Annotated in this window: 10 protein-coding genes; 3 read left to right on the forward strand and 7 right to left on the reverse strand. The window is 55.4% G+C overall.

Annotation, left to right across the window (positions count from 1 at the left end; translation table 11 throughout):
• Positions 1–8 precede the first annotated feature (8 nt).
• On the reverse strand, positions 9–1,049 hold the full coding sequence (locus HEQ34_RS11015; RefSeq protein ID WP_296200353.1) for a rod shape-determining protein: 1,041 nt from the start codon (positions 1,047–1,049) through the stop codon (positions 9–11).
• Positions 1,050–1,209: 160 nt separating this feature from the next.
• Here HEQ34_RS11015 and mutL point away from each other — a divergent pair, with 160 nt between their 5' ends.
• Positions 1,210–3,042, forward strand: a complete 1,833-nt coding sequence (mutL, locus tag HEQ34_RS11020; protein ID WP_296200360.1) for a DNA mismatch repair endonuclease MutL — start codon at positions 1,210–1,212, stop codon at positions 3,040–3,042.
• A 192-nt stretch (positions 3,043–3,234) separates the two neighbouring features.
• On the forward strand, positions 3,235–4,776 hold the full coding sequence (locus HEQ34_RS11025; RefSeq protein WP_296200361.1) for an anti-phage dCTP deaminase: 1,542 nt from the start codon (positions 3,235–3,237) through the stop codon (positions 4,774–4,776).
• A gap of 481 nt (positions 4,777–5,257) precedes the next feature.
• Here the strand turns inward: HEQ34_RS11025 and ychF are convergent, their stop codons facing one another.
• From ychF to HEQ34_RS11055, 6 genes are all read right to left on the reverse strand, one after another.
• Positions 5,258–6,358, reverse strand: a complete 1,101-nt coding sequence (ychF, locus tag HEQ34_RS11030; protein WP_296200362.1) for a redox-regulated ATPase YchF — start codon at positions 6,356–6,358, stop codon at positions 5,258–5,260.
• Between the two features lie 92 nt (positions 6,359–6,450).
• Positions 6,451–7,023 carry an aminoacyl-tRNA hydrolase gene (gene pth / locus HEQ34_RS11035; protein WP_295492613.1) on the reverse strand — a complete coding sequence of 191 codons (573 nt, stop codon included), beginning with the start codon at positions 7,021–7,023 and terminating at the stop codon, positions 6,451–6,453.
• A gap of 115 nt (positions 7,024–7,138) precedes the next feature.
• Positions 7,139–7,750 carry a 50S ribosomal protein L25/general stress protein Ctc gene (locus HEQ34_RS11040; protein ID WP_296200364.1) on the reverse strand — a complete coding sequence of 204 codons (612 nt, stop codon included), beginning with the start codon at positions 7,748–7,750 and terminating at the stop codon, positions 7,139–7,141.
• Positions 7,751–7,859: 109 nt separating this feature from the next.
• Positions 7,860–8,636 carry a sulfite exporter TauE/SafE family protein gene (locus HEQ34_RS11045; RefSeq protein WP_296200365.1) on the reverse strand — a complete coding sequence of 259 codons (777 nt, stop codon included), beginning with the start codon at positions 8,634–8,636 and terminating at the stop codon, positions 7,860–7,862.
• A 142-nt stretch (positions 8,637–8,778) separates the two neighbouring features.
• On the reverse strand, positions 8,779–11,142 hold the full coding sequence (locus tag HEQ34_RS11050; protein WP_296200370.1) for a TonB-dependent receptor: 2,364 nt from the start codon (positions 11,140–11,142) through the stop codon (positions 8,779–8,781).
• Between the two features lie 255 nt (positions 11,143–11,397).
• The gene (locus HEQ34_RS11055) at positions 11,398–11,835 is read right to left on the reverse strand and encodes an Rrf2 family transcriptional regulator (protein WP_296200366.1); all 438 of its coding nucleotides are present in this window, start codon (positions 11,833–11,835) and stop codon (positions 11,398–11,400) included.
• 188 nt (positions 11,836–12,023) lie between these two features.
• On the opposite strand from HEQ34_RS11055, the gene HEQ34_RS11060 reads away from it, so the two are divergent.
• A partial coding sequence (locus HEQ34_RS11060) for a TonB-dependent receptor plug domain-containing protein (protein WP_296200368.1) occupies positions 12,024–12,801 on the forward strand: 778 nt, incomplete at its 3' end.

Raw genomic sequence — 12,801 nt, forward strand, 5'->3', positions numbered from 1 at the left:
ACCTCGCCTTAGGCGGTGAGCAGGACGCCGCGGAAGATCGGGTCTTCCATGGCCCTGCCGGTGCCAATGGCAACGCAGGTCAGCGGGTCTTCGGCAACGGTGACAGGAAGGCCGGTTTCGTCGCGCAGAAATTCGTCAAGGCCAGCCATCAATGCGCCGCCACCGGTCAGAACGATACCTTGATCGACGATATCTGCCGCAAGTTCGGGTGCGGTGTTTTCCAACGCAACGCGCACACCTTCGAGGATGGTGCCGATCGGTTCGGATAAAGCTTCGGCAATCTGGCCCTGATTGATCGAAATTTCCTTTGGCACGCCGTTCACAAGGTCGCGGCCTTTGATGAACAAGGTCTGGCCAATGCCGTCGGCTGGCGGACGGGCGGTGCCGAAATCTTTCTTGATCCGCTCCGCCGTGGCTTCACCGATCAGCAGGTTATGATGTCGCCGAACATAGGACACAATCGCCTCGTCCATCTTATCACCACCGGTGCGAACAGAGGTTGTGTAAGCAAGGCCGCGTAAGGACAGGATAGCGACTTCAGTCGTGCCACCGCCAATATCGACAACCATTGATCCAATGGGTTCGGTTACGGGCATATCTGCGCCAATCGCGGCCGCCATCGGTTCTTCGATCAAGAACACTTCCGATGCGCCCGCGTTCGATGCGGCATCGCGAATCGCGCGCCGTTCTACCGAGGTTGATCCCGACGGAACGCAGATAACGATTTCGGGGTAGCTAAACATGCGGCGCTTGCCGTGCACTTTGTGGATGAAGTGCTTGATCATCTGTTCGGCAACATCAATGTCGGCAATCACGCCATCGCGTAACGGGCGTATGGCCTCAATGCTGTCGGGCGTCTTGCCCATCATCAGCTTTGCGTCATCGCCAACGGCCTTTACGCGCTTGATACCATTTATGGTTTCAATCGCCACGACAGACGGTTCGTTCAAGACGATGCCCTGGCCGCGCACATAGACGACCGTGTTGGCGGTGCCGAGGTCAATAGCCATGTCCTGTGATGCGAAACGGAAAAACTTGCCAAATACCATGTAATATCCACCCAATCCGGTTTGGTGAGAGTCCTTTGGAGCGCGCTCAAATAATCGCGCGGTCCTAGCGGAATTTGCTGTTTTACAAAACAGATATTTGGCTGGATTGCGAACGATTAAGGAGTCGCCTGAACTGTGCGCTTGGGCTAGGAACCTACGGATGTCAATAAGAAGGCTCCCCGAAAATCTGGTCAACCGGATTGCCGCCGGTGAAGTGGTGGAAAGACCAGCCAGCGCGTTGAAGGAACTGGTGGAAAACGCCATCGATTCGGGTGCGCGCAATATATCGGTGCGCTTGGGTGCAGGCGGCATTGATCTGGTCGAAGTCACCGATGATGGCTGCGGCATGTCGCCATCGGACATGGCATTGGCGCTTGAGCGGCATGCGACATCGAAATTGCCCGATGAAGATATTGAAATGGTCTCGACTTTGGGTTTCCGGGGGGAGGCTTTGCCCTCGATCGCCAGCGTCTCCAAAATGACGATGGAAAGCAGGCCCGCAGGTGCCGAGGGCTGGACGCGAACGGTGGACCATGGCGTGGTGACGGGTGAGGGGCCAGCCGCCTTGCCGCAGGGCACACGGGTGCGCGTTGAAAACCTGTTCGGCAATGTGCCCGCACGGCGCAAATTCCTGCGCAGTGCGCGCGCCGAATATGCCGCAGCGCTCGACACGATGAAGCGGCTTGCCATGGCACGGCCCGACATTGGCTTTGTGGTCGAACATGACGGGCGGCGCGTTTTGGCGGTGCAGCCTACCTCCGCGCGGCCTGAACGTGTGGCGGCTTTGACCAGTCATGAGTTGATCGACAATAGCGTTGCGCTCGATTTTGAACGCGAGGGCGTGCGACTTGGCGGCGTGGCCAGCCTGCCGACCTATAATCGCGGCGTTGCCGACCATCAATTCCTGTTCGTCAATGGCCGTCCGGTGAAGGACCGGCTGTTGATCGGCGCAGTGCGCGGCGCGTATGCCGAAATGCTGGCGCGGGACCGGCATGCTGTTGTGGCCTTGTTTCTGGACCTGCCGCCGACGCAGGTCGATGTGAACGTCCATCCCGCCAAGACCGAAGTGCGCTTTCGTGACCCAGCGCTCATTCGCGGAATGATCGTATCGGGCCTGCGTCATGCGTTGGATCAATCCGGCTTTCGCAGCGTGCAACGGCCAAGCGCCGATGCGCTTGCCGCGTGGCAGCAAGAACCGATGCAAACCGCGCAAGGCGACATATTTGCGCGGCCTGCCACTTTGGGGGCACCTGCGTATCAGGGGAATTATGGGCAGCGTCCCGCCTATCCATCGACCCATGAAAGCCGCAGCAGCTTTGCCGATTTGGGCGCGATACCCGGCGAAGACCTCGCGCCCTTATGGGGCAGGGCCGCCGAAGCGCATGCACCCGTCCCCGACCGCGCGCGCAATCCGCTCGGCGTTGCACGCGGACAAGTCGCCAACACCTATATCGTTGCCGAAGCCGAAGACGGCCTTGTCATCGTTGACCAACATGCCGCGCATGAACGGCTGGTGCTTGAACGCATGCGCAAGGCGATGGCGGCAGCGGGCGGCTTTGTGCCATCGCAAGCCTTGTTGTTGCCCATAGTCGTGGAATTGGAAGAACCCGCCTGCGACCGGCTTGAGGCGCGGGCAGACGAGCTTTCCGCCTTCGGGTTGGACGTCGAACGCTTTGGCCCGGGCGCAATGCTTGTGCGCGCGACGCCCGCCGTGCTGGGCGATGGCGATGCCAAGGGGTTGTTGGAGGACCTCGCCGACGATCTCGCCGCTTATGACGACGCGCTATCGCTGAAGGAACGCATCGACCATGTCGCCGCCACCATGGCCTGCCACGGCTCCGTCCGCGCAGGCCGCGTGCTGTCCGTCACCGAAATGAACGCCCTGCTCCGCGAAATGGAAGTCACCCCGCATAGCGGGCAGTGCAACCATGGCAGGCCAACTTGGGTGAAGCTGGCATTAGGCGATGTGGAGAAGCTATTTGGGCGGAAGTGAATTGTTTCGGTTTTTAGTTTTAACGCAGGGCTGCCTTGATCGGCGAGCGTCTGTTTACGACAACTTTTCGGGCGTTTAGATTGAGATATAGCCGCCCAAAAGCTGCCATTTGTTCACAATGGCTTTTGCGCTTGTTTTAATGAAAACAGATATTAAGCAGAGCCATATCGAATGTATGTTTTTGGGGGATTAATGCAAACTGCCCATAAGAATTTAGCCGCAAACGACACAACTTTAGCCAACGAGATCACGGATCGACTTTCGCAGGAGCTGGTTATTGCGTTTGTTGGCCCTGTCGGATCTGGCGTCTCTACAGCAGCCGCTCAAATTCGAGATGTTCTCGCAGGCGACTTTGGCTATGATGTTGCCCCAATTTTCAAACCAAGCGATATAATTTTACGGCAGTGCCCGCTTGTCGAAATCGTTCCGCCCAGCAAAGATGACCTTGCCGTCTACATTCAAACGATGCAGGACGCCGGTAACGCTATTCGGCAGAGGTTCGGAAACGAGTATCTCGTCGAAAAAATCATAGAAAAGATAAAATTGTACCGTGAAGAAAAAGGGGGATACACAGCCAACGTAGAGCAGCCAGGGCGTCGCGCATATATCATCGACTCGTTGAAAAACATCGAAGAACTTGCGCTTCTGCGGAACATATACCGCGAAAGCCTTTGCGTGGTTGGCGTGTTCGCACCTGACGAAATACGACGTCAACGCCTCATCGATGGTGGTGCGATTGAGAACAGCGTAAATCAGCTCATGACCCGCGATCAGGCTGAACTGATGACATTTGGGCAAAATACCCGAAAACTGTTCGTCGAAGCCGACCTATTCGTTTGTAACGACCGCCGCCCCGAGGAGCTTAATACGAGTATCAAGAGGTTTCTGGATATCGTGTTTGATACCGCCATCCACACCCCGACGCGAGCAGAATCGGCAATGTATGAGGCCGATGCTGCATCAGCCAATTCGGCATGTATGTCGCGCCAAGTTGGAGCTTCGATAGTCTCTTCTCGGGGTGAATTAATTGCGGTAGGCTGGAATGACGTACCAAAATTTGGCGGTGGCCTCTACATCGAGGAAGATCGTTCACGTTACGACGAGGTGCAAAAAGCCGTCGTAAATAAGGACCACCGTTGCCACAATTGGGCAGGTGGAATTTGTCACAACGAGACTCGAAGGACCAAAATCATCTCAAAGGTAAGCGAAGCGGCTGCCGCAGTTGGTAAAGTTTCAGGCGAGCTTGCTCCAGCTGTTCTTGAAAGCGTCGGAAGGAGTGAAATCGCTGACCTAATTGAGTATTCTCGCTCGATCCATGCTGAGATGGAAGCTATCCTATCAGTCGCACGTGAAGGAAAGCATTCACTTGTCGGAGCGACGTTGTTCACGAACACGTACCCCTGTCACAATTGCGCAAGGCATATTGTTGCTGCTGGAATCGTAAACGTTATCTATATCCAGCCGTATATGAAGAGTCTTGCAACCAAACTGCATGCTGATGTTGTCACAGAAATACCTGACAAAGTGGGAATGGTTGTGTTCCGTCAATTTGACGGCATTGCTCCAAGAAACTTTATCCGGCTATTCAAGCCAGCTGCGCCACGAAAAATGGGTGGGCGTATCTCGCGGACTGAGAGAGCAAACGCAGTTCCGATTTTTCGTGTGCCTCTCGACGCACGGTCGCATTATGAAGATAAAGTGATTGCAGATTTGGCTCAAAAAGAGCATGTTTAGGAAGCAGGGGAAAAGGATACGGCCATGGCGAAGGGAAAAAGCGACGAAGCGCAACTGAGTCTCGAATTTAAATCCCTTGAAATATCCGAACCCGCGCAACGAAGGGCTGCGATTGTGCAATTTGTTGACGGACCGACTCGTCGGCTCCGAGCTGAGGCAATTCACCGCGTTGCAGCTGCAGGTATTTTTGAACCACCTGTTAGATATAAATCCCACTAAACCCGGCGATCTTCGGGAAAATTTGGCGTTTTGCTCGGTAAAGCCCTCTATCGGCGGGAACGTCTGCATTTTTAAATTTCTCGCTAATAGCGGACTGTCTACTCCCCACCCAAAGCGAGAGATAATCGCCCGAAGCTATTCCAGCAGCTCAACCAAAGCTTGTATTGTGACTTCCGTTACGCTGGGGGTTGGCCGTATTTCGTAAGCCGCCGTGCGTTATCCCGACACGAGTTCAGGATGACGACTGGCCAGCGCACCCACCTCAAACATTAAACCGGAACAACATGATATCCCCGTCTTTGACGAGATATTCCTTGCCTTCTGAGCGCCATTTGCCCGCTTCTTTCGCGCCTGCTTCGCCATTATATTGGACATAATCTTCATAGGCCATGGTTTCGGCGCGGATGAAGCCTTTTTCGAAATCGCTGTGGATCGCGCCTGCCGCATTGGGCCCTGTCGCGCCTTTGGTGACGGTCCAAGCGCGGGCTTCTTTGGGGCCGACGGTGAAGAAGGTGATGAGGTCAAGCAATTCATAGCCTGCGCGGATGACGCGGGCGAGGCCAGTCTCGGTGAGGCCCAAATCTTCCAAGAAAACCTCGCGGTCTTCGGTCGGCATCGTGGAGATCTCGGCCTCAATCGCGGCGGATACGACCACGGCCTCTGCGCCTTCGGCCTTGGCCTTTTCAAAAACGCGTGCGGACAAAGCATTGCCATTGGCGGCGCTCGCTTCTTCGACGTTGCAGACATACAATACCGGTTTCGCGGTCAAAAGCTGCGCCATTTGGAAATGGCGTTCTTCTTCGGCATCGTCGCGCTTGGTCAGGCGGGCGGGCTTGCCATCGCGCAATAGGTCAAGCGCGCGGCCCAATACAAGCGCGCTGATTTTGGCCTCCTTGTCGCCCTGCGTGCCTTTTTTGACGAGGTTGGGAACGCGTTTTTCAAGGCTTTCCAAGTCGGACAGCATCAATTCGGTTTCGACGGTCTCGGCGTCCGAAATCGGGTCGATCTTGTTGTCGACATGTTGAATGTCGTCATCTTCGAAACAGCGAAGCACGTGGACAATCGCGTCGACTTCGCGGATGTTACCAAGGAACTGGTTGCCAAGGCCTTCGCCCTTGGACGCGCCGCGCACGAGGCCAGCAATATCGACAAAGCCCAATTGCGTTTCGATAATCTTCTGACTGCCGCCGATTTTGGCGATGGTCTGCAAGCGCGGGTCGGGGACGGCGACATTGCCGATATTGGGTTCAATCGTGCAGAAGGGATAGTTCGCCGCCTGCGCCGCCGCCGTTTGCGTCAACGCATTGAACAAGGTGGACTTGCCCACATTGGGAAGGCCCACAATACCGCATTTGAAACCCATGTTGTCCTCGTCAATAATGATATGCAGCGGCCCTAGGCGACGTTCGGCAGCAAGTCCATCTAATGCGATGACGCAAGTGTCGTTAAACGGCCTTAATCCTGCTGCAACCGCATGGCGACGTCGTTCATGAAGCGGACGTCATCGCCCTTGGCCAGCCAATCGGCTTCGGCTGAGACTGCGCCCAGCAAATCCGCCAGATCGTCAATCTCGCTTTTGTGGAAATTGCCAAGGACATAGCCGGTGACGCGGTCTTTGTTGCCCGGATGGCCAATGCCCAAACGGACGCGGCGGAATTCTGCGCCGATATGGTCGGTAATCGAACGAATGCCGTTATGGCCCGCCGCGCCGCCGCCAAATTTAACCTTCACCTTGAATGGGGCAAGGTCGAGTTCGTCGTAAAAGACGGTGACGTCTTTGGGTTCAAGCTTATAAAAATCCATCGCCGCGCGCACGCTGCGGCCGCTTTCGTTCATGAACGTTGCGGGTTTTAGAAGAATGATTTTGTCGGAGCCAAGCCGAAGTTCCTGCACCCAGCCCAAGAATTTCTTGGCAGGTAGCGGCAGTTCGTGAATTTCGGCCAGCGCATCAAGCGCCATGAAACCGATATTGTGCCGGTGCATCGCATAAGTGGCGCCTGGATTTCCGAGACCTACCCATAATTGCATATGCACCCCTCCCCTTCAGGGGAGGGGAGGGGGTGAGGCCGTTCGACACCGCACTACCCTATAGACCCCACCCCAACCCCTCCCCTGAAGGGGAGGGGCTAGTGTAGATTTAAGCTTACGCTTCGCCCTCGACGGTCGTGTCACCCTCGGTCGACTTCAGCGCCGATGGTGCAACGATGGTCGCAATGGTGAAGTCGCGATCGGTGATCTTGCTTTCCGAACCCTTGGGCAGCTTTACATTGCTGATGTGGATCGAATCGCCAATGTCAAAGCCGGAGACATCGATCTGGATGTCGTCAGGAATCTTGTCATTTTCACAGATGAGTTCGAGTTCATGACGCACGATGTTCAAAACACCGCCGCGCTTCAGGCCGGGTGACGCGCCTTCGTTGACGAACATCACGGGAACCTCAACATCGACCTTTGCGCCCTTGACGATGCGCAGGAAGTCTACATGCATGGGACGATCGCTGACAGGATGAAAGGCAACATCCTTTGGAATCGTAATCTGTTTTTTGCCACCAAGTTCGATCTCGACGACGCTGTTGGAAAAATGGCCAGTCATCAACAATTTGATGAGCGCCTTTTCCTCAACGTGGATAAGTTCGGGTTCTTGTTTGTTGCCGTAAATTACGGCGGGCACTCGGTTTTGACGACGCAATTCGCGGGAGGCTCCCTTGCCTGCCCCATTGCGCGTCTCTGCCGACAATGTCAGCTGATCGCTCATGTTGATTCTCCAAAAAAGTTACTTTGCCGCCACGCCTCCAGGGATGACCATGGACGGCAAGCGCGGGCCTATATGTGGGTTGCCCGCGAAAAGCAAGCTTACAGCGGAATCAGGTGAGCGCTTTGTAGAGGCTGAATAGGCTCGTTGCGATAAGGACGATGCTGACCGCGAACAGCAATATGCGCGGTTGAATGCGTTTTGCGACCAAGGCACCAAAGGGCGCGGCGAGCAATCCGCCGATCAAAAGGCCGCCAGTTACCACGGTAAAGGCTTCTAACCCGATGGTCAGAATGAAGGTGAGCGACACGGCAACGGTCAGGAAAAACTCCGCCGTATTGACCGTGCCGATGGTTTTGCGGGGGTCTGCGCCTTGGATCAGTAGGTTGGACGTGACCACTGGTCCCCAGCCACCGCCGCCAGAGGCGTCGAGAAAGCCACCGATCAGGCCAAGTGGCATGGTGACCTTGGGATCACGCGGCTTATGTGCATGTGTAAAGTCCCAAGCTTTATACAAAAGGTAGAAGCCGATAAGCGTCAGATATCCCATAACGAACGGCCGCGCCGCTTCGGTGTGGATGCTGGCCAGCAAATACGCGCCCGTGCAGCCACCAATGACGCCGGGAATCGCAATGCGGGCAAACAGTTTCCAATCGACATTTTTGTGCAAGACATGGCTGATGCCCGATGCGCCGGTGGTAAACATCTCAACGAAATGGACACCAGCCGATGCGCGGGCAGGTGCGACGCCCATCACGCTGACCAGCAAAGTGCTGCAAATCACGCCAAAGGCCATGCCAAGCGCGCCATCGACCAATTGCGCTGCAAAGCCAACGGCGATGTAAGGCGCAACCGCCGCCCAATCGATATTGGCAATATATTCAATCATCCAAATCTCGCCTTTTGCGATGGAACGGCGAATGCATAATCGGGAGTCACTTCTTTAGCCACCGCTTTGTATCTCACGAATTTGTTTGGAACACCCAAGAATGTGTTTAGCGCCGGATACTGCTTTGCCTGCCGTGCGTGCATCAGAAGTTGAACTTGATGGTCGCACCCAATGTGCGCGGATCGCCGGGCTGTCCCGCAATCAGGCCGACATTGCCTGGGGCGACCTGAAGCAGTTCGAAATATTGCACGTCAAAGACATTGCGAACCCAACCGTAAACATCGAAATTATCCGAGCGGAAACCGACGCGATAATTGGATAAAGCATAGCCTTTTATATTCGTATAGATTGAAGACGAGGGGTTCGACGAGAAACCCGACCGGTAATTGCCGTCAAATCCGACATATATTTGCCCATCGGTCGCAAGCAACGTCAGCGGGATATTGACCTCCGCGCCATAAGACGTGGCCCATTTGGATACGCCAGGAAGGCTCTGCCCGGAAATATCACAATTGGCCGGGCTTAGTCCGCCGGGGGTTCCGGGCGCGCTTGGTGTCTGGCCCGCGCCAACAATCGTGCCGCCAGCCAATTCTGGCGGGCAAGGTGCGTCGACAAATTGCGCATATTGCGCGTCGGTATATGCGCCATTCACATACGCGCTAAACCGGTCACTTGTCCGGATTTTGAAGTCTGCCTCTAACCCTTGTGACCGCACCTTGCCCGCATTGGCGAGGTAGCCGCGTAGCACGCCCAATTGGCCATTGGTTACCGTCGCCTGATAATTTTTGATGTTCGTGCGGAAAGCGGTGAGGTTAAATGTCGCTCTGCGGTCCCAAAACTGGGTTTTTATGCCCAGTTCGAAATGATTGACCGATTCTGGCTTTACCACGCCCGAGGCGGCAATGGGCACGCCCGCGCTATCCAGTGGAAGGCCATTTTGATTGATGCCGACAGTTTTGAAGCTTTTGGCGTAGCTTGCATACACAAGAACATCCTCCGCCAGCCTGTAGTTTGCATTCAGGTCATAGCTGAAATTCCAGTCGCTGACCGAAGGCGCGCTGATTTGCGGGGTAAATACCCCGCATTGCGCCGCGCCGATCGATCCAGCCGGTTGCGGACAGGTCAGCGTTGTCCCAGATCCGGTTGTCACCAAACGCTGATAAAATCCCGATTTCTTGTCATAGTTGATCCGCGCGCCGGGTTGAATCGTTAGCGCATCGGTGACTTTCCAACTGGCCTGCCCGAAAAGTGCAAAGCTGGTGCTTTTGAGAAACTGCGTGTTGCGGGCGGTAAGGCCAGCCAAAACGGCGGGATTGGTTGCAAACGCGCCTGTCAGGTTCCAACGGCTGGATGCTGCGCCTTGTTGTTCAAAGCCTTGCGTATCAATCCGCTGATTAAAGCCAAAGGCGCCAATGACGAAGTCGACACGGTTGCCTGCATAATTATAGCGGAATTCCTGGCTATATTGGTCCTGCTGTGACGGGTTTTGCGACGCGCTCACAATCGGCAGGGCGGTGAAGTCGCGGTCATTTTCCGGCTTCCAATCCCAAAACCGCCATGCCGTAATCGACGTCAGCGTGCCGGGGCCAACATCCCATTTGGTCCTTAACGATGCGCCCCCAATGACGTTGCCGGCGTTGAGCGGTGCATCAATATCCGTAAGTCGGTCGAATGGGTTGCGCGATACCACGCGGAAATTCTGTGCCGCAGCCAGCGCCTCATATTGGCGCGCCAGGGGCCGCTGTGTGGTTCCCACGCGCACAAAAACGGTGCCGCAGCATTCGGGGTTTTGGCGGCTATAGTCTCCGGACAAAGTGATATCGAGATCATCATTTGGCCGGAACAATAATGTGCCACGTAGGCCGAAATTGTCCTGTTCATTTATGTAACGGTCGCTGGTCACGTTGAATATCGTGCCCCGCCGCGCGGTTGTCGACACGGCAATGCGCGCGGCCACACTATCCGACAATGGTCCCGAAACTGCGGCTTTGGCTTGTTTGAAATTGAGGTTGCCAAATGTCACTTCTGCGCGGGCTTCCAGGTTGAAGGTCGGCTGGTTGGTGGTGATGTTGATCGCTCCGGCTGTGGTGTTTTTGCCATATAAGGACCCTTGCGGCCCGCGCAGAACCTCAACCTGTTCGACGTCGAGAAAGTCGAAGGTCGCGGCGGCGACGCGGGCGTTGTAGACATCGTCAACATAGATGCCGACGCCTTGTTCAAAGCCATCGCTCGTCAGGCCAAATGGCACGCCGAGTCCGCGAATGTTAACGGCGGTATTGCGTGGGTTTGACGCATAGACCTGTAGAGTAGGGGCAAGCTGCTGTAGCTTCACCACATTGAAATTGCCGGTGGATTCAATGCTGTCGCCACGGATGACTGAGATGGCCAGGGGTACTTCTTGCGCAGTTTCTTGGCGGCGGCGTGCGGTGACGATGATCACATCACCGCGATTTGGTTCGTCCTGCGCCTCTGCGCCGCTGTTGGTTGCCGTTAGATCAAGGGCCATAGCATTGGTGGCTACATCTTCGGCATAAGCCGGGGTTGATAGCGCAAGTATAGTTATCAGGGCCAGTGAAGGCCCGGTGGCACGAAATCGCATAGGTCTATCTTTCGCAAAAACAGATGCATCCGGATGACCCGTCTGCCTCTAGGACAAGAAAGGGATAAACTCAACTAATTTAATTGACAATATGATTCGCTAACAGATTTTGCTTTCAACGCCGAAAGGTTCTGTTTGTGCGCCAGCCGGATTATGGGCGCTTTATTCCGCCACCTGAAGGTAAGTGTCGGCGTCCACGACATCCGTCAGATTGATGCCGTCGAGCAGATTGGCCGTCTTGTCGCGCACCTGAAGCATCAATGCACGTGTGCGGCAATTTTCTTCCTCCACGCAATTTTTGCACGTTTCGTGGGCATAGCGGCTGGCGCAGGGAACCAATGCCAATGAACCCCGCATGATGCGGATGAGGTCGCCGTAACTGATGTCAATGGGTGAAACGCCCAGCCAATAGCCACCGTCCTTGCCACGTTGCGACGCCACCAAGCCGGAACGCGACAGTTCGGACAATATGACGGTCAGAAATTTCGGCGGAATTTTTTGCGCTTCGGCAATATCGGCGAGCTGCACCGTGCCTTTGCCATAATGGTCGGCAAGATGCTGCATGGCGCGAATGGCGTAGCGGGTTTTTTGAGACAGCATAGGTTTCCTTTGCGCCTCATATGGCCAATTTTCAACCCGCCAAGTAGACAAAGTGCTGAACAAGGCGCAATCTCGTTAGGTTTCTTTGTCCTTTAGGCTTAAATGCAGTTGCATTGCCCGATGGGCCGGAATAACTTGCCAACATAATCAAGGTTCGGGACCGAGCCGGAACGAGGAAGGGGATTTTTATGAAAACTTCAAAAACGGCGATATTGTTGTTGGCCAGTTGCCTCACCGCGCCAGCATTTGCGCAAGATTCATTGCCGCGGACATCTGCTGAAACGGCTGAGGATGAAGGTGCCGCCATCATCGTGACCGGATCGCGGATTAAGCAGGATCCGACGAAGAGCGCCTTGCCGTTGCAGGTCATCACAACGGATGACCTCACGCGTGAAGGGATTAACAGCCCTGAACAGCTTATCTCGTTCCTGTCGACCAACGGCAATGGTGCGGACAATCTGGCGTCGAATGCCGACGTGACTTCCGGCGCGCAGCGCGGCACCAATGGTTTGTCGGCGGCCAATTTGCGCGGACAGGGTGCTGCCTCGACATTGGTGCTGCTCAACGGACGCCGTGTCGCGGCGCACGGCCTGACGGGCTCTGCCGTCGATGTGAACCAAATTCCTATTGCCGCACTTGAGCGGGTCGAAATCCTGAAGGATGGCGCATCGGCCATTTACGGAACCGATGCAATCGGCGGCGTTATCAACTTCATCACCAAAACCAATTTTCAGGGCCTTGCTCTCAACGCCTTCACCGATGTAACCGAAGCGGGCGGAGGCAATATTTACCGTTTGTCGGCGACTGGTGGCTATGGCGACTTGGACGAAGATGGCTTCAACATCATGGGTGCGGTCAGCCGCAGCATCAGCCAGTCGCTGAACGGTTCGGAGCGCAGCTTCGTCAACGGCAATCAGCCCAATCGTGGATTGTCGGTCGATACACGCGGAACGCCAATCGCGACCG

It is taken from the genome of Sphingorhabdus sp., assembly GCF_023910635.1.
In the GTDB taxonomy this organism is placed as follows: domain Bacteria; phylum Pseudomonadota; class Alphaproteobacteria; order Sphingomonadales; family Sphingomonadaceae; genus Sphingorhabdus_B.

Coding starts and splice junctions, on each gene's coding strand:
- HEQ34_RS11025 (WP_296200361.1), top strand. CDS start 3,235: ATGCAAACTGCCCATAAGAATTTAGCCGCAAACGACACAACTTTAGCC.
- ychF (WP_296200362.1), bottom strand. CDS start 6,358: ATGGGTTTCAAATGCGGTATTGTGGGCCTTCCCAATGTGGGCAAGTCC.
- pth (WP_295492613.1), bottom strand. CDS start 7,023: ATGCAATTATGGGTAGGTCTCGGAAATCCAGGCGCCACTTATGCGATG.
- mutL (WP_296200360.1), top strand. CDS start 1,210: ATGTCAATAAGAAGGCTCCCCGAAAATCTGGTCAACCGGATTGCCGCC.
- HEQ34_RS11015 (WP_296200353.1), bottom strand. CDS start 1,049: ATGGTATTTGGCAAGTTTTTCCGTTTCGCATCACAGGACATGGCTATT.
- HEQ34_RS11045 (WP_296200365.1), bottom strand. CDS start 8,636: ATGATTGAATATATTGCCAATATCGATTGGGCGGCGGTTGCGCCTTAC.
- HEQ34_RS11040 (WP_296200364.1), bottom strand. CDS start 7,750: ATGAGCGATCAGCTGACATTGTCGGCAGAGACGCGCAATGGGGCAGGC.
- HEQ34_RS11055 (WP_296200366.1), bottom strand. CDS start 11,835: ATGCTGTCTCAAAAAACCCGCTACGCCATTCGCGCCATGCAGCATCTT.
- HEQ34_RS11050 (WP_296200370.1), bottom strand. CDS start 11,142: ATGGCCCTTGATCTAACGGCAACCAACAGCGGCGCAGAGGCGCAGGAC.